This window comes from Cryobacterium sp. MDB1-18-1, assembly GCF_004402735.1.
GTDB lineage: Bacteria > Actinomycetota > Actinomycetes > Actinomycetales > Microbacteriaceae > Cryobacterium > Cryobacterium glucosi.
Genome location: NZ_SOFR01000018.1, coordinates 23,267 through 44,632 on the forward strand (window position 1 = coordinate 23,267; position 21,366 = coordinate 44,632).

A 21,366-nucleotide genomic window follows, 5' to 3' on the forward strand; every position below is an offset into this window, starting at 1 on the left:
GCGATCTTCCGCCGTGCCGCTGGCTCCCCCGGGACTCTCAGGCCTCGCCGAACCCCGATTCGAGGAGTGTGGCAAGGGCGTCGACCGCCGCGGCCGCGCCGGCACCGCTTGCCGAGAGTTCAACCCGTGCGCCCCGGGTCAACCCGAGGCCCATGATGGCCAGCAGGCTCGCGGCATCGCGGCCATTGACCGTGACCGGAACGCCGAGCGTCGCGGCGAGGGTCACGAACTCCGCGGCGGGCCGGGCGTGCAGGCCGTCAGCGTTGATCAGGGTCACCGTCCTCATCACCGTCGTGTCGGCCCCCGACTGACCGGACCCGGCATCTGCGGCCGGGACCGGCGCCTGGGCCGAGGGCGCACCCGAGTACGCTGCCCCAGCCGACCGGGCCGCAGACTCCACGGCAGGCAGGTCGCCACCGATCTGTGCGGCGACGGCGGCGGCGACGGCGCCCTCGACAAGGGGTGCGTCGACGATGACGACCCGGGATCGAGTGTCGTCATCGAGGAAATCGAGCGCTGATTCCGCCGTCAGGATTGCGGAGCCGAGGTCGCAAAGCACGACGACTCCCCTGCCTGCTTCTGCGGCCTCGATGCCCGCCGCCACCTTGGCGAAGCTCGTTCCGATCCGGTCGTCGTCGGTGCCGCCCGCCGGCAGCATCCGTACGGTCGGAGCCATCTGGCGGGCGAGATCGACGACTCCCCTCGCGATCAGCGAGCTGTGCGACACGAAGACAAGGCCGACGAGCACGGCGGGGACGGCGGGTTCTGAATCACTCATCCGCAACCTGCTCGGCGGTGTCGGCGGCAGCACGCAGAAGCAGGGCACTGGACTGGGCACCCGGATCGCGATGCCCGATGGCGCGTTCGCCGAGGTAACTCGCGCGTCCCTTGTGCGCGATGAGCGGCTCCGTCGCAACCGCGCCGGCCTCCGCAGCATCCGCGGCCTCGACGAGGATGGCGACGGGCGTCGCTCCGGCGCGTTCCGCGGCCGCTGCAGCGTTCACAGCGGGCGTCCAGGCGTCGACCATGGTCTTGTCGCCGCTCTCCGCCTTGCCCCTGAGCACGATTCCGTCGCGTGCCGCCGTCAGCAGTGCGACGACCGCGGCACCGTCCAGGTCCGGCTTCCCCGCCACGGCGACGGCCGCCTTCAGGAAAGCCGTTCCGTAGAGCGGCCCCGCGGCACCGCCCACCGTGGAAATGAGTGTCGTCGCGACGAGTTTGAGGACGTCGCCGGGAACGGCGTCTGCCGGGAGGGTGTCGAGTTTCCCCAGCACCGCCTGGAAACCACGGTCCATGTTCTCGCCGTGGTCGCCGTCGCCGATGTCCCTGTCGAGGGTGATCAGCTCCACACGATGCTCAGCGATAACGTCCACACACTGCCGGATCCAGGCTTCAGCCCAGGTGACACTCAGATTCATGGAATCTCCTTCTACCGTCCCCACCGTAGCGCCGCAGTCTGCACCGGCGCATCCCAGAGCGCGGTGAGCTCGTCATCGAGCTTGAGAACCGTGATGGACATGCCCTGCATTTCGAGGGAGGTGGTGAAATTCCCGACCAACGTCCGCGTGACAGTGATCCCCTTGGCAGCAAGGACCTCGGCGGCCCTCCGGAAGACGATATAGAGCTCGATCTGGGGAGTGCCGCCCATGCCGTTGACGAGGAGGAGCACCGAATCCCCGCTCACGAACGGGATGTCCTCCAGAATCGGTCCGAGGAGACGGTCGACGATGGCGTCTGCGGGTTCGAGCTTGATCCGCTCCCGGCCCGGCTCGCCGTGGATGCCGATGCCGATTTCGATCTCGTCCTCTGCGAGGGTGAAGCTCGGTTCTCCCGCGTGCGGGACGACACACGGCGTCAGCGCCACACCCATCGTGCGCACCTGCCCGATCACCTTCTCCGCGACGGCGGCAACGGAGGCGAGGTCGTCGCCGCGTTCGGCCGCAGCTCCGGCGATCTTCTCGACGAGGACCGTCCCTGCGACTCCGCGACGTCCGGCGGTGTACAGCGAATCCTTCACGGCGACGTCGTCATTGACGATGACCGTGCGGACCTCGATCCCATCCGCGAGGGCCAGGTCGGCAGCCGTCTCGAAATTGAGGACGTCGCCGGTGTAGTTCTTCACGATGTGCAGCACCCCTGCGCCGCCGTTGACCGCCTGCGTCGCCGCGAGGATGGGATCGGGGGTCGGCGAGGTGAAGACCGCGCCTGGCACGGCGGCGTCGAGCATGCCGACGCCGACGAATCCGCCGTGCAACGGCTCATGGCCGCTTCCGCCTCCGCTGACCAGGCCGACCTTGCCCGACACCGGGGCATCGGCGCGGACGATGAAAGTAGGGTCGCTGGATACGCGCACGATGTCGCCGTGCGCGGCTGCAAAGCCGGCCACGGCCTCATCGACAACGTTCTTGGGATCATTGACGAGCTTTTTCATGACTCTTCCTTCGGGTCGGATGGTGACGATCGGTCGGCGTCGCATCGTGCGATTCGATACGGAGCTGTCCTTAACCTACGCGCAGGTAGCCGGGGAAGTAAGGGACGAACCACGCCTCGACCTGCCCATTTCGCTCGGGATACCAGCGCGCTATGGTGTTGCCAGTCGCTCACCGCGGCCAGACTGTTCAGCGCTCGAGCCCTACCTAGGAAGGTCAACGTGGACAATATTGGAGTCGTATTTTTGTCGGAGGTCGTGGGCACCGCGATGCTCGTCCTCCTCGGTACCGGTGTCGTAGCCAACGTCGCCCTGGCCAAGAACAAAGGTCTCGGCGGCGGCTTCCTGATGGTCACCATCGGGTGGGGTTTCGCCGTCTTCTCCGGCGTCATCGTGGCGTACAACTCAGGTGCGCACCTGAACCCCGCCGTCACCCTCGGCCTCGTCGCATCGGGCGCGACCGAGTTCGGCTCCGGGGTCCCGGTGAACTTCCTGTCGGTGCTCGTCTACATCGCGGCTCAGTTCCTCGGCGCCATCATCGGGGCCGTGTTCTGCTGGCTCGCCTACAAGCAGCACTTCGACCAGGAACCGAACCCGGCGAACAAGCTCGGCGTCTTCTCGACCGGTCCGGCCATCCGCTCCTACGGCTGGAACCTCGTCACCGAGATCATCGGCACCTTCGTTCTGGTCTTCGTCGTGATCGCCTTCGGCGGCGGTCGCCAGGGCACGTCCGGCGGCCTCGCGGCCCTGGGCGCCCTGCCGGTGGCCCTGCTCGTCATCGTGATCGGCACCTCGCTCGGTGGCCCGACCGGGTATGCGATCAACCCGGCCCGTGACCTCGGACCGCGCATCGCGCACTTCATCCTGCCGATCAAGGGCAAGGGCTCGTCCGACTGGGCGTACTCCTGGGTGCCGGTCGTCGGCCCCGTCATCGGCGGCGTCCTCGCCGGATGGGCTTCGTACGCTCTCCTGCCCATTCTCACCTAGTGCGCCTGCCGACCGGCCGGTTCCCCAACCAGGACCGACCGGTCGGCTTCTGCATGTCCATCAGTAGTCAGTACGTCTCAGCACAACGTGTCAGAACAATACAAGGAGGTATTCCATGGCCCAATACGTCATCGCCATCGACCAGGGCACCACGAGTTCGCGGGCGATCATCTTCGACAAGGCCGGTTCGATCGTCTCGACCGGACAACTCGAGCACGAGCAGATCTTCCCCCAGGCCGGCTGGGTCGAGCACGACCCGATGGAGATCTGGAACAACACCCGTGAGGTCATCGGGCAGGCCCTGTCCAAGGCGAACCTGACCCGGCACGACATCGCCGCCGTCGGCATCACCAACCAGCGCGAGACCGCCGTGGTCTGGGACCGCACCACCGGGCTCCCCGTCTACAACGCGATCGTCTGGCAGGACACCCGTACCCAGCCCATCGTCGACCGCCTCGCCGCCGACGGGGGCGTGGAGCGCTTCAAGAAGCAGGTCGGCCTGCCGCTCGCCACGTACTTCTCGGGCACGAAGATCGTCTGGATCCTCGAGAACGTCGAAGGCGCCAGGGCCAAGGCGGATGCCGGCGAGCTGATGTTCGGCACGACGGACTCGTGGGTGCTCTGGAACCTCACCGGCGGCCTCGAGGGCGGCGTGCACGCGACCGACGTCACCAACGCGAGCCGCACGCTGTTCATGGACCTCGAGACCCTGCAGTGGGACGACGACATCCTCGCCGCCTTCGACGTGCCCCGGTCGATGCTGCCCGAGATCCGGTCCTCCTCCGAAGTCTACGGAACGGTCAACGAACACAGCCTGCTTCGCGAGGTGCCGATCGCGGGCATCCTCGGCGACCAGCAGGCCGCGACGTTCGGCCAGGCCGCGTTCGACCAGGGCGAGGCCAAGAACACCTACGGCACCGGTAACTTCCTGATCTTCAACACCGGCACCGAGATCGTGCACTCGAAGAACGGGCTGCTCACGACCCTGGGCTACAAGCTCGGCGACGCCGAACCGCACTACGCGCTCGAGGGCTCGATCGCCGTCACCGGCGCGCTCGTGCAGTGGCTGCGCGACAACCTCGGCATGATCAGTTCCTCCGAAGAGGTCGAGACGCTCGCGAAGTCCGTCGACGACAACGGCGGCGCCTACTTCGTGCCGGCGTTCTCCGGGCTGTTCGCGCCGTACTGGCGTTCGGACGCCCGGGGCGCCCTCGTCGGGCTGACCCGGTTCGTGAACAAGGGTCACATCGCCAGGGCGGCCCTCGAGGCGACCGCGTTCCAGACCCGGGAGGTGATCGACGCCGTCAACGCCGACTCCGGGGTCCCGCTCACCGAGATCAAGGTCGACGGCGGCATGATCGCCAACAACACGCTCATGCAGTTCCAGGCCGACATCCTCGGCGTGCCCGTCGTCCGGCCCGTCGTCGCGGAGACCACGGCGCTCGGTGCCGCATACGCGGCCGGCCTCGCGGTCGGCTTCTGGAGCGACCTCGACGAGCTCCGCGCCAACTGGCAGGAGGACAGCCGCTGGACGCCGCAGATGACGGTCGCCGAGCGCGACCGGCAGCTGCGCAACTGGAAGAAGGCCGTCACGAAGACCTTCGGCTGGGTCGACGAGGACGTGCTCTAAGCCGCACAACTCGCTGCCGCACAACCAACCGATTCGACGGAGATTCCGGGTTCCACACACGCGGGAGCGCGTCTCAGGCGCTTTCCCACCAGAATCTCCGTCGAATCGGTGCCGGCAGGCTGGCTAGGCGCGGCTGGCCGCGACCCATTCGGCGAGTTTGGCCGTAGCGGCCCCTGAATCGATGGATTCCGCTGCCACGGCCAGCTTGTCGCGGAATCGGTCGAGGATGCTCGACTGCGCGGGCACCGGATTCTTCGCAAGATCGAAGGCGACAAGACCGGCCGCTGCGTTGAGGAGCACGATGTCGCGCACGGCGCCCGCCTGTCCGGCGAGCGTCTGGTGCACGACCTCCGCGTTGTGCGCCGGATCGCCGCCGAGGAGTTCGCTCATCGAGGCGCGGCGGATGCCGAGCTCGCGCGGGTCGATGTCATGCTCGGTCACGAGTCCCCGGGAGACCTCCCAGACGTGACTGTGACCGGTCGTCGTGAGTTCATCGAGACCGTCGTCCCCGCGGAAGACGAGCGCGGCAGCTCCGCGGGTCTGGAAGACACCGACGATGAGCGGTACCCGGTCGAGTCCGGCGACACCGACAGCGGAGGCTTCCGGACGCGCCGGGTTGCAGAGCGGGCCGAGGTAGTTGAACACCGTCGGGATGCCCAGCTCGGCCCTGACCGGTCCGGCGTGACGGAATCCTGGGTGGAATGCCGCCGCATAGGCGAAGGTGATCCCGGTCGCCTCGAGGATCTCGGCGACCTTCTCGGCGGAGAGGGTCAGGTCGATGCCCAGCGCCGAGAGCACGTCCGAGGCGCCCGATGCCGAACTCGCGGCCCTGTTCCCGTGCTTGATCACCGGAACGCCCGCGCCGGCACAGACGATCGAAGCCATCGTCGAAATGTTGACGGTGCCGAAACGGTCACCGCCGGTGCCGACGATATCGAGCGCCATCGGGTTGACCGGGAGGGCGACGGCATGCTCGAGGATGGCGTCACGAAAACCGACGATCTCGTCGACGGTCTCCCCCTTGGCGCGCAAGGCGACGAGGAACCCGGCGATCTGGGCCTGGGTCGCGTGCCCCTGCATCACCTGCTCCATGCTCCACGCCGCATCGGAGACACTCAGGTCCTCTCCACTGAGCAGGGCGCTGAGGACATTGGGCCAGGACTGGATTTCGAGCATGAAACCGATCTTAAGCGCATCGGCTCCCGCGTTCCGAATCTGCTCCAGCGGCGCTTTCGTTCCAATCTGGTCACCTTTTGGGTAAATGACGCACCCGCGTCCGCATGGTGCGCACCCCGGCTGCGAAATCGGCCATAATGGACGAGTGACGAGCCCTTCGATAACTTATTCAGCCACAGCGCCCGTGGTTAATCGGCCCAACAGCGTTGCTGTCGGCACCATTGTGTGGCTGGGCAGCGAAGTCATGTTCTTCGCGGGCCTGTTCGCCATCTACTTCACGCTCCGGTCGACATCGCCGGAACTCTGGCAATTCGAAGCCGAGAAGCACAATTTTCCCTACGCACTCGTGAACACCCTGATCCTCGTCTCCTCGTCGATCACCTGCCAGTTCGGCGTGTTCGCCGCGGAGCGTCTCCAGGCCCGCTCAACGGGCTGGAAGCCCAGCCAGTGGGGCATGGTCGAGTGGTTCTTCCTGACGTACGCCCTCGGCGCCGTCTTCGTTTCCGGGCAGATCTGGGAGTACGCCACCCTGGTCTCCGAGGGCGTTTCGCTGCAGAGCAACGCATACGGATCGGCGTTCTACCTCACCACCGGCTTCCACGGCATCCACGTCACGGCCGGCCTGATCGCCTTCCTCCTCGTCATCGGCCGCGGGTTCGCGGTCAAGAACTTCGGTCACAAGGAGGCGACGAGCGCCATCGTCGTCTCGTACTACTGGCACTTCGTCGATGTCGTCTGGATCGGCCTCTTCCTCGTCATTTACGTCCTCAAATAGAGATCCGGAGCGGACACCTCAGAATGACCAAGACCAACACCCCCAAGCCGGCCCGCGTGCGCAAGTCCGGCCGCCGCAGCCCACTTGCCAGTGTCGCCCTGATCGCCATCGGCCTCCTCTTCACGGGCGGCGCCTATGCGCTGTTCAGCACGAGCACCGCGAGTGCCCAGACGGATGCCTCGTCTCAGCAGACCATCGGAGAGGGCCAGAAGCTTTTCGCGAGCAACTGCGCCACCTGCCACGGCCTCGGCGCCGCGGGAACCGGATCCGGCCCGAGCCTCATCGGTGTCGGTGCGGCATCCGTCGATTTCCAGGTCGGCACCGGCCGGATGCCCATGCAGATGGACGGGCCTCAGGCTGAGAAGAAGGCCGTCGTGTTCACGGACGAACAGATCGCAGCCCTCGCCGCATACGTCGCCTCCCTCGCCCCCGGGCCGGCCATCCCGGATGCGCGGTACCTCGACGCGCAGGGCGATTCCGCCAAGGGCGCCGAGCTCTTCCGCATCAACTGCGCGATGTGCCACAACGTCGCAGGCGCCGGAGGCGCCCTCACGGAGGGCAAGTTCGCACCCGCACTCGACGGCGTCTCCGCCCAGCACATCTATGAGGCCATGATCACGGGACCGCAGAGCATGCCGGTCTTCAACGACATGAACATCTCACCGGAGAGCAAACGCGACATCATCACGTACCTCAAGTACCTCGAGAACAACCCGTCCCCGGGCGGATACGCCCTCGGCTCGCTCGGTCCGGTTTCCGAAGGACTGTTCCTCTGGATCTTCGGACTCGGCGCGATCGTCGGGTTGACGGTGTGGATCACCGCAAAATCGAACTGACCCGCATCCGAACAGGGCGCGGAATCAGAATCATGCAGCAGACACACCTGCTCAGCACACAACTGCACGACACACAGCAGACAAAGGAGCACAATGGCCACGGACGATAACAGCGGGAAGGACCTCACCGCTGCTGACTCCGGCGCCGGGCACGACCCCGCGAACGCCGGCACGGCCGTTGTCGTGCGCGACGCCGTGGACAACCCCGGATTCCCGCCGCACCGCCCCCGCGTCACCGACCTGAACCCGAGCGCCGAGCGCCGTGCCGAGCGCACGGTGTACACGCTCTTCTACCTCTCGATCGTCGGCAGCGTTTTTGCTATCGCCGCGTACATGGCGTTCCCGATCGTGGAAACCGACCCGGGTTCCGTGCGGCTGAACAATCTCTTCATCGGCCTCGGTCTGGCCCTCGCGCTCCTGGCGATCGGCATCGGCGCCGTCCACTGGGGCAAGGCGCTGATGAGCGACCACGAAGGCATCGATGTCCGGCACCCCGTCCGCGGCTCAGACGAGACGAGGGCCAGGGCGGTCGAAATCTTCGCCGAAGCCAACGAGGAATCCGGGATCGGACGACGCAGCCTCATCCGGAACAGCCTGATCGGCGCGCTCATCGCCTTCCCCCTTCCCGCGGTCGTGCTCTTCCGCGGCCTCGGCCCGATGAACGAGAACCCTTCCGAGCTGCTCACCCACACGATGTGGACGAAGGGGACCCGGCTGGCGATCGACCCGACCGGCACACCGATCAAGGCCTCGGACGTCACCCTCGGCTCCGCCTTCCACGTCATTCCGGAGGGTCTGCAGGACCTGCCGAGCGGTCGTCTGGAAGAGAAGGCCAAGGCGGCCGTGCTGCTGATGCGCCTCAAGCCCGAGGACCTCAACGAACTCCCCGAGCGTGCAGGCTGGTCGTACGACGGCATCGTCGCGTATTCCAAGATCTGCACCCATGTCGGCTGCCCCGTCGCCCTTTACGAACAGCAGACCCACCACCTGCTCTGCCCGTGCCACCAGTCACAGTTCGACGTGTCGAACCACTGCGAGGTCATCTTCGGGCCGGCCAAGCGGCCGCTCCCCCAGCTGCCCATCGCCGTAGACTCTGAGGGCTACCTCATTGCGCAGAGCGATTTCACTGAACCCGTCGGACCGAGTTTCTGGGAGCGGCATTGAGTATCACGAAAACGACCACAGGCGTGGTCGAGACGACGAAAACCAACGGCGGCTTCACGGGCGCGGCGGCGAACTACATCGACGAGCGCACGAGCATCTCCACCGCGGTGAAGGAACTCGGCAGGAAGATCTTTCCAGACCACTGGTCCTTCCTCCTCGGTGAGGTTGCCCTCTACAGCTTCGTCATCATCCTGCTGTCCGGGACGTTCCTGACGTTCTTCTTCAGCGCCTCGATGGCACCCGTCCACTACGAAGGCTCGTACGTTCCGCTCAAGGGCGTCGAAATGTCGGCGGCGATGTCCTCGTCGCTCAATATCTCCTTCGACATCCGCGGCGGCCTCCTGATGCGCCAGGTGCACCACTGGGCTGCGCTGCTGTTCGTGGCGTCCATCGGCCTGCACATGCTCCGGATCTACTTCACGGGTGCGTTCCGCAAGCCCCGCGAACTCAACTGGGTCATCGGCTTCATCCTGTTCATCCTCGCGATGGCAGAGGGCTTCACCGGATATTCCCTCCCCGACGATCTGCTCTCCGGCAACGGCCTGCGGATCATCGACGGAATGGTCAAGGGCATCCCGCTGATCGGAACCTGGATCTCCTTCCTGCTCTTCGGCGGCGAGTTCCCGGGCGAGGCGATCGTGGGTCGGCTCTACTCGCTCCACATCCTGCTGCTGCCCGCGATCATCATCGCCCTCATCGCGATGCACCTGCTCTTCGTCGTCGTGCACAAGCACACCCAGTACCCCGGTGCCGGACGCACGAACCAGAACGTCGTCGGCTACCCGGTCCTCCCGGTCTATGCCGCCAAGGCCGGCGGGTTCTTCTTCATCGTCTTCGGTGTCGTGATGCTGATCGCCTCACTGTTCACGATCAACCCGATCTGGAACTACGGACCCTATGACCCCTCCCCCGTCTCGGCGGGTACCCAGCCGGACTGGTACATCGGCTTTGCCGACGGGGCCCTGCGCCTGATTCCGCCGGGACTCGAGTTCGTCTGGCTCGATCGCACCTGGTCGTTCAACATCCTGATCCCTCTGATCAGCCTCGGACTCTTCATCCTGGTCGTGTTGATCTACCCCTTCATCGAGGCCTGGGTCACCGGGGACAAGCGCGAGCACCACATCCTCGATCGCCCGCGCAACGCCCCGACCCGCACGGCGATCGGCGCGGCCGGCGTGACGTTCTACGCCGCGCTCTGGTCGACCGCATCCTCGGACATCATCGCCACGCACTTCCACGTGACGATGGAGGGCGTCATCCACGCCTGTCAGTTCGCCACGATCGTCGGACCGTTCATCGCGTTCTTCGTCGCCAAGCGAGTCTGCCTCGCGCTGCAGAAGAAGGATCGCGAGATCGTCCTGCACGGTTACGAATCCGGCCGGATCGTCCGCCTGCCCGGTGGCGAGTACATCGAGGTGCACCAGCCCGTCGACGAGTACGAGCGCTGGAAGCTCGTGAGCTACTCGGACTACAAGCCGCTGATGATCCGCCCGAACGACCAGGGCAAGATCACGACCGGCCAGCGCCTGCGCGGCGGACTCTCTCGCTGGTTCTTCGAGGACCGGATTGTTCCGGTCACCACGACGGAGCTCGAGCAGAGCCACGGAGACCACCACTAAGCAGCGGTAGTTCCACATTCAACACAACACAACATGAACAGATCGGGCATCGATGTCCCTCCAGACCCTGTCGGAGTGGCTTCGGTGCCCGAACTGTTTGTCGCCCCTCGCGGCGAACGGCGGCCTCGTGCTGCGGTGTGCTTCCGGGCATTCCTTCGACGCCAACCGGCGCGGCTATCTGTCGCTCCTGGGCGGGCGCAGCCACGTGGTCGGTGACAGCGCCGCGATGCTCGACGCGCGTGAGGCCTTCCTCGAAGCCGGCTGGTACGAAGACCTGCGCACGGCCGTCACGACGCTCATCGCAGCGGAACAGCCCGCTCGGGTGCTCGACATCGGCTGTGGCACCGGGTACTACCTCCGCGGAGTGACCGAAGCCTGTCCGACCGCCGGATACCTCGGAATGGACCTCTCCCCCGTCGCCGTGGCCCGAACTGTGGCCGCTGCCCGCACCGTCGCCGCGCCTGGGCACGAACATGCTGCAGCCTCAGGCGGCAGGCTCCCTGAACCGCCGCACGTGGACGGGCTCGTCGCCGACGTCTGGGCCGACCTTCCGGTGCGGACCGGAGTCGCCGATGCCCTCCTGAACGTCTTCGCACCGCGGAACCCGGCCGAATTCCATCGCGTGCTGCGCGACAGGGGTCTCCTCGCCGTCGTCGTTCCCCACGACGACCATCTTCGCGAGCTCAGGGATGCCGGACTGGCCCTCGATATCCCGCCGAACAAAGCCGAGGAACTCAGGGACTCCCTGCAGCCCTGGTTCGCCCTGGAGACCCGGATCAGGGTCACCAGTCGTCACGACCTCGGCGCGGACGCCGTTGCCGTCCTGATCGGCATGGGCCCGTCGGCACATCACACCGGGACGGAGGCCATCGCAGGCCGCTGGCCTTCCCGCAGTCCCGTGACGTTCTCCTTCGACGTGCTCGGCTTCCGGCGCCGCGCCCTGCACGCTCTCACCCATTAACGCGAAAGCGGGTGAGCCGCCGTCTCAGGAATCGAGACCAACTGCTCACCCGCTTTCGCGGACCGGCTAGCGCGCGAAGTTACCGCGGTAGTACTCGTAGACCCAGCCGATGAGGCAGATCACGCCGATGCCGACCGCGATGATCGAGATCCAGAACCCGATTGCGAGGCCGAGGAAAAGCAACGCAGCACTCGCGGCGAGGAGGATGGGCCACCAGCTCCACGGGCTGAAGAAGCCGACTTCGGGATCGCCGTCGTCGACGTTGGCGTCGAGGCGGTCCTCTGGAAGCTCTCCACCCTGAGCGCCGTGCACCCGGGACAGGTAGAAGGCGACGAAGCTCACGAACACGGAGCTCAGTGCCAGGGCGAAGGTCCCCGCCCATTCGATGCTGTGCTGGTGCGGGTCGACGAGACCCCAGACGATGTACGCGACCGTGACGAGGGCGAAGAAGCCCGCGAGCAGCCAGAGCAGGTTGGTGTTTGCCCTCATTTATTTGACCTCGTTCGTTGCGGCGTCGTAGACGGGGGCATCGGGCGCGTCCTTGCCCGGCCCGATCCCGACCGGCATGGCGACCTCGGGGTGGTTGAGGTCGAAGGCCGGCCGCTCCGAGCGGATGCGCGGAATCGACGTGAAGTTGTGCCGCGGCGGCGGGCACGACGTGGCCCACTCGAGGGAGGCTCCGAAGCCCCACGGGTCGTTGACCGTGACCTTCGGCGCCTTGCGGGCAGTGATGTACACGTTCAGGAAGAACGGGATCATCGAGACGGCGAGGATCATCGACCCGATGGTGGACAGCTGGTTCATCCAGGTGAAGCCGTCCTCCGGAGAGTACGAGGCGTAGCGGCGCGGCATGCCGACCACTCCGAGCCAGTGCTGCACGAGGAAGGTGGTGTGGAATCCGATGAACAGGAACCAGAAGTGCCACTTGCCGAGGCTCTCGTTGAGCATCTTGCCCGTCCACTTCGGCCACCAGAAGTAGAAGCCGCTGAACATGGCGAACACGACGGTTCCGAAGATGACGTAGTGGAAGTGCGCCACGACGAAGTACGTGTCGGAGACGTGGAAGTCGAGCGGCGGCGAGGCGAGGATGACACCGGTGAGCCCGCCGAACGTGAAGGTGACGAGGAAGCCGAGCGCCCACAGCATCGGCGTCTCGAAGGTCAGGGACCCCCGCCACATCGTGCCGATCCAGTTGAAGATCTTCACACCGGTCGGAACCGCGATGAGCATCGTCATGAGCGAGAAGAACGGCAGCAGCACCGAACCGGTCACGTACATGTGGTGGGCCCAGACCGCCACCGACAGGGCGGCGATCGAAATGGTCGCGTAGATGAGCGTCTTGTACCCGAAGATCGGCTTGCGGCTGAAGACCGGGAACACCTCGGAGACGATGCCGAAGAACGGCAGCGCGATGATGTACACCTCGGGGTGGCCGAAGAACCAGAACAGGTGCTGCCAGAGGATGGCACCGCCGTTGCCCGGGTCGTAGATGTGCGAGAGGAAGATGCGGTCAGAGGCCGCTGCAAGGAGGGCCGCGGCGAGCACCGGGAACGCCATCAGGACCAGCAGCGAGGTGACGAGCGTGTTCCAGGTGAAGATCGGCATCCGGAACATGGTCATGCCGGGGGCGCGCATCGTGATGATGGTCGTGATGAAGTTCACCGCGCCGAGAATGGTGCCGAAACCGGACAGTCCCAGGCCCACCATCCACAGGTTTCCGCCGACGCCGGGCGAGAAGGTCGTGCTCGCGAGCGGTTGGTAGGCGAACCAGCCGAAGGATGCTGCTCCCTGCGGCGTCAGGAACCCGCCGACGGCGATGAGGCTGCCGAAGAAGAATGCCCAGAACGAGAAGGCGTTGAGGCGCGGGAAGGCGACGTCAGGAGCGCCGATCTGCAGGGGCATCAGCGAGTTCGCGAAGCCGAAGAACAACGGCGTCGCGAACATCAGCAGCATGATCGTTCCATGCATCGTGAAGAGCTGGTTGTACTGCTCCTTGGTCTGCACGACCTCGAGGCCGGGCTCGAAGAGCTGCGCGCGGATGACGAGCGCCATCACGCCGGCGAGGCAGAAGTAGACGAAGGAGGTGATGAGGTACATGTACCCGATCACCTTGTGGTCGGTGGAGGTGATCCAGCGGACGAGGACGTTGCCCTTGCGCTCGACGCCCGTGGGACGACGGGTAGCGGCCGGGGCGGCCGGCGTCGCGGGTGCTGCGGGTGCGGTTGTGGTCATGGCCTACTTGCCTTCCTCTACCGCCGGGGCGGACGTGCCCGGAAGATTCTGGTTGCGGTTGTACCCGTTGTCGAGTTGCCCGGAGTTGCCCGCGGCCTTGAGCGAGGCCGTGTACGCCTCGTAGTCGGCCTCTGACACGACCTTGACGTTGAAGAGCATGAGCGAGTGGTACTCACCGCACAGCTCGGCGCACTTGCCGGAATAGGTGCCGATCCGTTCAGGGATGACCGACATGTAGTTGGTCTTCCCCGGGATCATGTCCTTCTTGTAGAGGAAGTCGATGACCCAGAAGGAGTGGATGACGTCGCGGGATTCGAGCGCGAGTTCGACCTTCTTGCCCACCGGGAGGACGAGCGTCGGCAACTCGGCTTCGACGAGCGAGCCCTTGGGCCCGTCGAGGTTCGGCTGGCCCTGGATGCCGGCGGAGTAGACGTTCTCGTTGACGTAGTTGAAGTCCCAGGCCCACTGCTTGCCGATGACCTCGATCTTCACGTCCGGTGAGTCGAAGCGGGCCTCGATGGCGGCCTGGTCCCTCGCGGTGAATGCGAAGAAACCGATGACGAGGATGAGAGGAACGATCGTGTAGAAGATCTCGATCGGCATGTTGTACCGCAGCTGGACCGGAAGTCCGGTCTGGCCCTTGCGGCGCCGGTAGACGATCACGGCCCAGATTGTCAGGCCCCAGGTGATCAGGCCGACGATCAGGAGCACGATCCAGGATGTCGTCCAGAGTCCGGCGACGCGGTCGGTCTGGTTCGTCACCGCCGGTTCGCCCTCGACGAAGCCGGGCAGGAAGCCGTGGAGCTGGGCTTGGGTGCACCCCGCTAGAACAATGACCAACGACGCTGCGATCGGAATTGCAGCCCATCGGAGACGGTGGTTTTTGCGCACCAGTAACCTTTCGGGGAGTCTCGACATCACTTCATCGGAAGTGCCTCTGTGTGAATGACAGCCTACTGCGCGGGATGCGCTTCGGGGTGCAGCGCAGGCGCTGATCCGGTAACGAATCCACGCCAAGATGCCGGGCGGCCCGCCCGGCATCGTCTGTGGTTCCCTAGCTGAACGAGTCCCCGCAGGCGCAGCTGCCGCCGGCATTGGGGTTGTCGATGGTGAAGCCCTGCTTCTGGATGGTGTCCTCGAAGTCGATCGAGGCCCCGTCCAGGTACGGAACGCTCATTTTGTCGACGACGACCTCGACACCGTCGAAGTCGACGAGCGCGTCACCGTCGAGCACACGCTCGTCGAAGTAGAGCTGGTAGATGAGGCCGGAGCAGCCGCCGGGCTGGACGGCGACGCGGAGGCGCAGGTCCTCACGGCCCTCCTGGGCGAGCAGGCTTCGTACCTTCAGCGCTGCGGCCTCGCTCAGGCCCACTCCGTGGGCGGCGGTGCTGGTTGTGATGGTGTCGGTCATGACGCTCCTTGCGCTGTGCTCGAATTCTGACAGATTCTACCTGCAGCAACGGTGAGTCCGCCGCAGTAATTCCCGCCTGCCGGTCTCTCGTCTCTGACCGGGGCTGATGGGTTCATCGGGTGGGGGCCTCCAGAGTCCCGGTGCGGCGGTTGAGCCGGTCGAGCAGGAACGCCTCGGCGAGGACTGCCCGTTTGAACACGCCCAGGTGGAGGGACTCGTTGGGGCTGTGCGCCCGGGAATCGGGGTCTTCGACACCCGTGACGAGGATCTGGGCCTCCGGGAACACCCGCACGAGGTCCGAGATGAACGGAATGGAGCCGCCGATGCCGACGTTGACCGGGGGCTTGCCCCAGGCATCCGTCATCGCACCGAGCGCGAGCGGCACGGCCCAGCCGCTGTCGTCGACGAGGAACGCCTCGCCGGTGTCGACGTCGTCGATGGTGATGCTCGCCCCGTACGGGACGTGGGCGCGCAGGTGCGCCTCGAGGGCCTGGTAAGCCTCAGCAGCGGGCTGTCCTGGTGCGATCCGGGTGCTGAGACGCACGCTCACGACCGGGGACAGGGTGTTCGACGCGTTCGCGACGCTCGGGGCGTCGATGCCTGTGATCGTGATGGCGGGCTGGGACCAGAGCCTGCTGAGCAGCGGGCCGTGGCCGATGGGCGTCGCACCATCGAGGAGGCCGGTTTCCAGGCGCAGCTGTTCCTCGGTGTATTCGGGTGCGGGGACGTCCCGACTCGTGAGCCCGTCGACGGCCACGGAGCCGTCTTCCGCGTAGAGGCTCGCGAGAAGGCGCACAGTCGCCATCATGGCGTCGGGCACCGCTCCCCCGTACATTCCGGAGTGGGAGGCGTGGTCGAGAGTGCGCACGGTCAGTCGGAAGGTGACGTTGCCCCGCAGGGCGACCGTGAGGGCGGGGGTGTCCACGTCCCAATTGTTGGAGTCGGCGACGACGATGACGTCGGCGCGGAGCGACTCCCGGTTGTCCTCGAGGAATGCCGCGAACGAGCGACTGCCGAACTCCTCCTCACCCTCGATGAACACGGCGATTCCGAGGTCGAAGTCGGGGCCGGCCGTCTCGGCGAGTGCCCGGATCGACGCTACGTGCGCCATCACCCCTGCCTTGTCGTCCGCTGCGCCTCTTCCGTAGAGCCGATCCCCGCGAACGGTCGGCTCGAACGGGGTGGATTCCCAGTCGATGTCGTGGCCGGGGGGCTGCACATCGTGGTGGGCATAGAGCAGGACGGTGGGTCGGCCGTTGCGGGCCGGCCGGTGGGCGAGCACGGCAGGCTGGCCCAGTTCCGCGGTGCCGGGAATTCCCGACCGGGTCACGACAACCTCGTCGAAGACGTTGAGCCCCCGCACCAGGGCGGCGACGGCCTCCGCGCTTTCCGCCACCCTGGCCGGATCGAACGCGTCCCAGGACACGGACGGGATGCGCACGAGGGCGCACAGGTCGGCAATCGTGGCGGGGAGGGCGGCCTCGACCGCGGCGCGCATGGGCGCGTCCGCGATCCCGGCTTCGGGTGCAGTATCTGGAGTAACGGTCATCAGGTAATCTTAATCCAACTAATTGCAAGGAACTGATGTGGCCAAGCCAGTGAACCCAGACGCACAATCGCCGATTGAATCGATCGACGAGACGAGGGCGCGCCTCGCCGCCGCCCACCCCGCCGGCCACCCGGAAGGGAAGGGCCAGCCGACGCCGAGCCGTAAGGAGCAGGAGGCCGCCAACCGGCGCCCCCTCGTGCCGGACGACCGCAAGCTCGCGGCACGCCAGGCACGTGCCAAGTCCGCGGAGACCCGCGACAGGGCCAGGATCGGCATGGCCGCCGGTGAGGACAAGTTCCTCCCCGTCCGCGAGCGCGGCCCGCAGAAGCGCTTCGTGCGCGACTACGTGGACGCCCGGGTGAACATCGGCGAGTTCATGATCCCGGTGATGTTCCTCGTCATCCTCCTCACGTTCTTCCCCGACCGTAACGTGCAGACCTACGGGATCCTCGCGCTCTGGGCCTTCTTCCTGATCGCCGTCGTGGACTGCACCGTGCTCGGCTTCACCCTCACCCGGAAGGTCAAAGCGAAGTTCGGCGACGCGAAGGCGGAGCGCGTGCGCTGGTATGCGGCGATGCGCGCGCTCCAGCTGCGAGCAATGCGGCTTCCGAAGCCCCAGGTCAAGCGCGGCCAGTACCCCTCCTGAGCATCAGGCTCTCCCTCAGGCCCGTCCCCCCCGGGGGCGGGCCTGAGGTGTTCCCCCGGGCGGAAGCCGCGGCTACGCGCCGAAGGCACCGTCGCGGATCACGGGGACGCGCAGTTCCTCGTCCGTGAGCGACCCGTGCTGGCCGATCATCGACCGGGCGGACTGGTTCGGCTCGCGGGAGTCGTAGTATGCGACGGCCTTCCGCGCGGCCACGATCACATCGCCGATCCTGGGCAGCACTTCGTCATCGACCCTGCCGAAGAGTCCGGCCGTGACCGCCTCCGCACGCGTGAAGATCCACGCCCGGTCGCCCTCGACCTCGCGCCAGGTTTCGGCCAGCGTGGTCGCCGCCTCTGATGCGGACGTTCCGGCGTCGCCGCGGGACTCGTCGAGGTACAGGTAGAGGCAGCGCGGGTCTCCCCCGATGTGCCGCACCGGCGCGACGAGTTCGGGAACGCTGTCGAAGAGCACGTGTTTCGTGGCGGGGACGTCGAGGACGCCGTGGTCTGCGGTGACGATGAGCCCCTCGTCCCGATGCATACCGGCAGCGAAGCGCCCGGCGGCGGAGTCGAGGGCCTCGAGGGCCGCGAGCCATTTCGCGGACTCCCAGCCGTGCGCGTGTGCGGCGACGTCGAGTTCGGGCACGTACAGGTAGACGAGGGCGCGCGACTCGGTGTCCAGCAGGGCACGGGCCGCCGCGAACCGATCGGAGATGCTCTCCGCCGGCACGTAGTGCGCACCACGGAGGGACGCGAGGGTGAATCCGGAGTGGGCGTAGCGCTTCGGGCCGATGGTGAAACTCGGCACACCGTCATCGGCGGCGCGTTCGAAGACGGTACGGGTCCGCTGCCACGTTTCCGGCGGCATCCGTTCGTCCCAGCCACTCAGCTGGTTGACGACCCTGTCGTTGGCGGCGTCGAGGGCCCGGTAGCCGACGATCCCGTGCCGACCGGGTTCGACCCCGGTGGTCAGGCTCGTGATCGCTGCGGCGGTCGTGGCGGGGAAGACCGTATCGACGACCCCGGCCCTGGTCAGTTTCGACATGAGGTACCGGGCGTGGCCTGCCCGTGCCCGCAGCGAGCTGACGCCGAGGCCGTCGACGAGCACGACGACGGCCTTGTCGACAGCGGCGAGGGCAAGCGCATTCTCCCGGCCGAGGACCGCAGCGTGGCAACTTGACAGGACGTCGGCAAGGCGCAGCGCACTGAATTGGCGGGCCGGTAGCATGGGGGGCATTGGGTCAAGTCTGTCATGGACACGGCCCTGCACTGGCGCGCAGCCTGCGCGCCCACCCGATCGTGCCGCTGGTCCTGCCACCGGAGCACCCCAAGCAGAATTCACGAATGAGTCGCACACCCGCTACCCCGCCCGCAGCATTCACCGAACGCATCGAGGACGTCGATGTCTCGACGGAGATGCAGGGATCGTTCCTGGAGTACGCGTACTCGGTGATCTATTCCCGCGCCCTCCCCGACGCGAGGGACGGGCTCAAGCCCGTGCAGCGCCGGATCCTCTACCAGATGGCCGAGATGGGCCTGCGTCCGGACAAGGGCCACGTGAAGTCGGCGCGCGTCGTCGGCGAAGTCATGGGGAAGCTGCACCCGCACGGTGACACCGCGATCTACGACGCGCTCGTGCGGATGGCCCAGGCCTTCACCCTCCGCGTTCCCCTCATCGACGGCCACGGCAACTTCGGGTCCCTCGACGACGGCCCCGCCGCGCCGCGGTACACCGAGGCGCGCCTCGCAGCCCCCGCCCTCGCCATGACGGAAAACCTCGACGAGGACGTCGTTGACTTCGTCCCGAACTACGACAACCAGCTGACCCAGCCGGATGTGCTCCCTGCCGCGTACCCGAACCTGCTCGTCAACGGGGCCGCGGGCATCGCCGTCGGCATGGCGACGAACATGGCGCCGCACAACCTCATCGAGGTCGTCGGCGCGGCGCGGCACCTGCTCGCGCACCCCGACGCGACGCTCGACGAGCTGATGGAATACGTGCCGGGACCCGACCTGCCGACCGGGGGGACGATCGTCGGTCTCTCGGGGATCAAGGATGCCTACCTCACGGGCCGCGGCAGTTTCAAGACCCGCGCCAAGGTCTCCGTCGAGGCCATCACGGCCCGGAAATCGGGCCTCGTCGTGACGGAGCTCCCCTATCTCGTCGGCCCGGAGCGGGTCATCGAGAAAATCAAGGACGGCGTCACCTCCAAGAAGCTCAGCGGCATCTCCGACGTCACAGACCTCACCGACCGCACCCACGGCTTGCGGCTCGTGATCGGCATCAAGACCGGCTTCAGCCCCCTCGCCGTTCTCGAACAGCTCTACCGTTACACCCCCCTCGAGGATTCCTTCAACATCAACGCGGTCGCCCTCGTGGACGGCGGACCGCAGACCCTCGGCCTGCGCGAGCTCCTGTCCGTCTACGTCGGCCACCGGATCGAGGTCGTCACCCGGCGCAGCGCCTACCGCCTGGCCAGGCGCACGGAACGCCTGCACCTCGTCGAGGGCCTCCTCATCGCCATCGTCGACATCGACGAGGTCATCCAGGTGATCCGCACGAGCGACGACACCGAGCAGGCCCGCACGCGCCTGATCGACGTCTTCGAGCTGAGCCACATCCAGGCCGAGTACATCCTCGAACTCCGTCTGCGCCGCCTCACCCGCTTCTCCCAGATCGAACTCGAGGCCGAACGCGACCAGCTCCTCGCCGAGATCGCCCTCCTCGAAGAACTGCTCGGGAGCAAGCAGGCCATCCGCACCCTCGTCTCCGACGAGCTCGCCGCCGTGGCGGAGAAGTTCGGCACCCCGCGCCGCACCCTCCTCACCGAGGCCAAGCCGAGCATCGCCGGCGCCGTCGCCAAACGCAACGCCCCGGTGCTCGAACTCACCGACACGCCGACCAGGGTCTACCTGAGTGCCACCGGTCGCATCGCCAGGGTCGACCTCGCCGCCATCGAGCCCACTGCTGACGACCCCTTCGATCCCGATGCCCTCCCGGCTGGAGACGCCGCGACGGAGACCGGTGACGCGGCATCCGCGCCCCGGACCAGGACCGTGCCCACCCAGCGGCGCAGCAAGCACGACGCCGTGCTCTCCACCCTGGACACGACGAGCCGTGCAGAGGTCGGCGCCGTCACGAGCCGCGGCAGGCTGATCCGGTTCACCCCGGTCGACCTGCCCGTGATGCCGCCCACATCCATCCAGCTCGGCGCCGGCGTGCGCGTGGCCGACTACCTGGGCCTGACCGACAGGTCCGAGACCGTGCTCGCGCTCGTTTCCCTCGAGTCCGACCGCTCCATCGCGCTCGGAACCGCCTTCGGCACCGTCAAGCGCGTCGTCGCGGGCGACTGGGCGAACCGGCCTGACTTCGAGATCATCCAGCTCAAGCCGAAGGACTCCGTCATCGGGGCCGAGCAGGGCACGGAGGACGACGAGCTCGTCTTCGTCACGTCCGACGCCCAGCTCTTGAGGTTCCCGGCCGCATCGGTGCGGCCCCAGGGCCGCCTTGCCGGCGGAATGGCCGGGATCAAACTCGCAGCGGATGCCCGGGCCGTGTTCTTCACGAGTCTCGCGGCCGACGACGCGGAGACGGCCGTCGTCGCCACCGTCGCAGCGTCCAGCCACACCCTCGCCGGAACGGACCCCGGCAGTGCCAAGGTCTCCGAGTTCACCGAATTCCCCGCGAAGGGCCGGGCGACGTCCGGAGTCCGCGCCCACCGCTTCCTCAAGGGGGAAGACGCCATCGCCGTCGCGTGGGTCGGTCCGATGCCCGCCCGCGCGGTCGGTCCGGACGGAGCCCCGCGCACCCTTCCGGAAACCGGGGCCAGGCGGGATGCCTCTGGGACGATGCTCGAAGCTCTGGTCGGCACGATCGGCGCCCGGATCGCCTGAACCGGCCGGCCGGCTCATGCGTCCGGCTCATGCGGCCGGCTCAGACGGCTACAGTGTCC

The 21,366-nt window shown here is 66.8% G+C and carries 19 protein-coding genes; 9 read left to right on the plus strand and 10 right to left on the minus strand.

All coding sequences use genetic code 11. The features are described from left to right. Window positions 1-37 precede the first annotated feature (37 nt). Genes dhaM through dhaK form a run of 3 tightly spaced genes read right to left on the minus strand, consistent with a single transcriptional unit; the run spans window position 38 to window position 2,431 of the window. Complete coding sequence (gene dhaM, locus E3O50_RS04455) at window positions 38-778, minus strand: dihydroxyacetone kinase phosphoryl donor subunit DhaM (RefSeq protein WP_166790606.1); 741 nt, start codon at window positions 776-778, stop codon at window positions 38-40. After that, window positions 771-1,418, minus strand: coding sequence for a dihydroxyacetone kinase subunit DhaL (dhaL, locus tag E3O50_RS04460; protein ID WP_134558405.1), 648 nt, complete (start codon window positions 1,416-1,418; stop codon window positions 771-773). Before dhaL ends, dhaM begins: the two co-directional genes overlap by 8 nt. An 11-nt stretch (window positions 1,419-1,429) precedes the next feature. Continuing rightward, the gene (gene dhaK, locus E3O50_RS04465) at window positions 1,430-2,431 is read right to left on the minus strand and encodes a dihydroxyacetone kinase subunit DhaK (protein WP_134446542.1); all 1,002 of its coding nucleotides are present in this window, start codon (window positions 2,429-2,431) and stop codon (window positions 1,430-1,432) included. A 219-nt stretch (window positions 2,432-2,650) separates the two neighbouring features. On the opposite strand from dhaK, the gene E3O50_RS04470 reads away from it, so the two are divergent. Beyond that, entirely contained in the window at window positions 2,651-3,415 is a 765-nt protein-coding gene (locus E3O50_RS04470; protein WP_134446541.1) for an MIP/aquaporin family protein, read from the plus strand. A 115-nt stretch (window positions 3,416-3,530) separates the two neighbouring features. Beyond that, window positions 3,531-5,045, plus strand: coding sequence for a glycerol kinase GlpK (gene glpK / locus E3O50_RS04475; protein WP_134446540.1), 1,515 nt, complete (start codon window positions 3,531-3,533; stop codon window positions 5,043-5,045). 123 nt (window positions 5,046-5,168) lie between these two features. Here the strand turns inward: glpK and trpD are convergent, their stop codons facing one another. Beyond that, window positions 5,169-6,221 carry an anthranilate phosphoribosyltransferase gene (trpD, locus tag E3O50_RS04480; RefSeq protein WP_134558406.1) on the minus strand — a complete coding sequence of 351 codons (1,053 nt, stop codon included), beginning with the start codon at window positions 6,219-6,221 and terminating at the stop codon, window positions 5,169-5,171. Between the two features lie 85 nt (window positions 6,222-6,306). On the opposite strand from trpD, the gene E3O50_RS04485 reads away from it, so the two are divergent. The 5 genes from E3O50_RS04485 to E3O50_RS04505 all read left to right on the plus strand — a co-directional run bounded on the left by E3O50_RS04485 (window position 6,307) and on the right by E3O50_RS04505 (window position 11,576). Then, window positions 6,307-6,996, plus strand: a complete 690-nt coding sequence (locus E3O50_RS04485; protein ID WP_134446538.1) for a heme-copper oxidase subunit III — start codon at window positions 6,307-6,309, stop codon at window positions 6,994-6,996. 23 nt (window positions 6,997-7,019) lie between these two features. Continuing rightward, the gene (locus tag E3O50_RS04490) at window positions 7,020-7,832 is read left to right on the plus strand and encodes a cytochrome c (protein WP_134446537.1); all 813 of its coding nucleotides are present in this window, start codon (window positions 7,020-7,022) and stop codon (window positions 7,830-7,832) included. A gap of 93 nt (window positions 7,833-7,925) precedes the next feature. Then, window positions 7,926-8,996, plus strand: a complete 1,071-nt coding sequence (locus E3O50_RS04495) for a Rieske 2Fe-2S domain-containing protein (RefSeq protein ID WP_134446536.1) — start codon at window positions 7,926-7,928, stop codon at window positions 8,994-8,996. Between the two features lie 2 nt (window positions 8,997-8,998). Beyond that, window positions 8,999-10,615: a ubiquinol-cytochrome c reductase cytochrome b subunit gene (locus E3O50_RS04500; protein WP_174774585.1), complete on the plus strand. Its 1,617-nt coding sequence runs from the start codon at window positions 8,999-9,001 to the stop codon at window positions 10,613-10,615. Window positions 10,616-10,667: 52 nt separating this feature from the next. Continuing rightward, window positions 10,668-11,576, plus strand: a complete 909-nt coding sequence (locus E3O50_RS04505) for a methyltransferase (RefSeq protein WP_134558407.1) — start codon at window positions 10,668-10,670, stop codon at window positions 11,574-11,576. A 66-nt stretch (window positions 11,577-11,642) separates the two neighbouring features. Here the strand turns inward: E3O50_RS04505 and E3O50_RS04510 are convergent, their stop codons facing one another. From E3O50_RS04510 to E3O50_RS04530, 5 genes are all read right to left on the minus strand, one after another. Next, window positions 11,643-12,065 carry a cytochrome c oxidase subunit 4 gene (locus tag E3O50_RS04510; protein ID WP_134446534.1) on the minus strand — a complete coding sequence of 141 codons (423 nt, stop codon included), beginning with the start codon at window positions 12,063-12,065 and terminating at the stop codon, window positions 11,643-11,645. After that, complete coding sequence (gene ctaD / locus E3O50_RS04515) at window positions 12,066-13,808, minus strand: cytochrome c oxidase subunit I (RefSeq protein WP_134558408.1); 1,743 nt, start codon at window positions 13,806-13,808, stop codon at window positions 12,066-12,068. Between the two features lie 3 nt (window positions 13,809-13,811). Beyond that, on the minus strand, window positions 13,812-14,699 hold the full coding sequence (coxB, locus tag E3O50_RS04520) for a cytochrome c oxidase subunit II (protein ID WP_166787268.1): 888 nt from the start codon (window positions 14,697-14,699) through the stop codon (window positions 13,812-13,814). Between the two features lie 163 nt (window positions 14,700-14,862). Next, window positions 14,863-15,219 carry an iron-sulfur cluster insertion protein ErpA gene (gene erpA, locus E3O50_RS04525; RefSeq protein WP_134446531.1) on the minus strand — a complete coding sequence of 119 codons (357 nt, stop codon included), beginning with the start codon at window positions 15,217-15,219 and terminating at the stop codon, window positions 14,863-14,865. Between the two features lie 112 nt (window positions 15,220-15,331). Next, window positions 15,332-16,768: a dipeptidase gene (locus tag E3O50_RS04530; protein ID WP_134558409.1), complete on the minus strand. Its 1,437-nt coding sequence runs from the start codon at window positions 16,766-16,768 to the stop codon at window positions 15,332-15,334. A gap of 37 nt (window positions 16,769-16,805) precedes the next feature. On the opposite strand from E3O50_RS04530, the gene E3O50_RS04535 reads away from it, so the two are divergent. Next, complete coding sequence (locus E3O50_RS04535; protein WP_134558410.1) at window positions 16,806-17,414, plus strand: DUF3043 domain-containing protein; 609 nt, start codon at window positions 16,806-16,808, stop codon at window positions 17,412-17,414. Between the two features lie 72 nt (window positions 17,415-17,486). Here the strand turns inward: E3O50_RS04535 and E3O50_RS04540 are convergent, their stop codons facing one another. Then, a complete protein-coding gene (locus tag E3O50_RS04540; protein ID WP_134558411.1) occupies window positions 17,487-18,650 on the minus strand; it encodes an alkaline phosphatase family protein in 1,164 nt (387 codons plus the stop codon). A gap of 107 nt (window positions 18,651-18,757) precedes the next feature. On the opposite strand from E3O50_RS04540, the gene E3O50_RS04545 reads away from it, so the two are divergent. After that, complete coding sequence (locus E3O50_RS04545; RefSeq protein ID WP_134446527.1) at window positions 18,758-21,307, plus strand: DNA topoisomerase IV subunit A; 2,550 nt, start codon at window positions 18,758-18,760, stop codon at window positions 21,305-21,307. Window positions 21,308-21,366: the final 59 nt, after the last annotated feature.

Bases quoted from the DNA above. Each gene is read 5' to 3' on its own strand.
- dhaM (WP_166790606.1), bottom strand. From the start codon at position 778: ATGAGTGATTCAGAACCCGCCGTCCCCGCCGTGCTCGTCGGCCTTGTC.
- dhaL (WP_134558405.1), bottom strand. From the start codon at position 1,418: ATGAATCTGAGTGTCACCTGGGCTGAAGCCTGGATCCGGCAGTGTGTG.
- dhaK (WP_134446542.1), bottom strand. From the start codon at position 2,431: ATGAAAAAGCTCGTCAATGATCCCAAGAACGTTGTCGATGAGGCCGTG.
- glpK (WP_134446540.1), top strand. From the start codon at position 3,531: ATGGCCCAATACGTCATCGCCATCGACCAGGGCACCACGAGTTCGCGG.
- trpD (WP_134558406.1), bottom strand. From the start codon at position 6,221: ATGCTCGAAATCCAGTCCTGGCCCAATGTCCTCAGCGCCCTGCTCAGT.
- E3O50_RS04485 (WP_134446538.1), top strand. From the start codon at position 6,307: ATGACGCACCCGCGTCCGCATGGTGCGCACCCCGGCTGCGAAATCGGC.
- E3O50_RS04490 (WP_134446537.1), top strand. From the start codon at position 7,020: ATGACCAAGACCAACACCCCCAAGCCGGCCCGCGTGCGCAAGTCCGGC.
- E3O50_RS04495 (WP_134446536.1), top strand. From the start codon at position 7,926: ATGGCCACGGACGATAACAGCGGGAAGGACCTCACCGCTGCTGACTCC.
- E3O50_RS04505 (WP_134558407.1), top strand. From the start codon at position 10,668: ATGTCCCTCCAGACCCTGTCGGAGTGGCTTCGGTGCCCGAACTGTTTG.
- E3O50_RS04510 (WP_134446534.1), bottom strand. From the start codon at position 12,065: ATGAGGGCAAACACCAACCTGCTCTGGCTGCTCGCGGGCTTCTTCGCC.
- ctaD (WP_134558408.1), bottom strand. From the start codon at position 13,808: ATGACCACAACCGCACCCGCAGCACCCGCGACGCCGGCCGCCCCGGCC.
- erpA (WP_134446531.1), bottom strand. From the start codon at position 15,219: ATGACCGACACCATCACAACCAGCACCGCCGCCCACGGAGTGGGCCTG.
- E3O50_RS04530 (WP_134558409.1), bottom strand. From the start codon at position 16,768: ATGACCGTTACTCCAGATACTGCACCCGAAGCCGGGATCGCGGACGCG.
- E3O50_RS04540 (WP_134558411.1), bottom strand. From the start codon at position 18,650: ATGCCCCCCATGCTACCGGCCCGCCAATTCAGTGCGCTGCGCCTTGCC.
- E3O50_RS04545 (WP_134446527.1), top strand. From the start codon at position 18,758: ATGAGTCGCACACCCGCTACCCCGCCCGCAGCATTCACCGAACGCATC.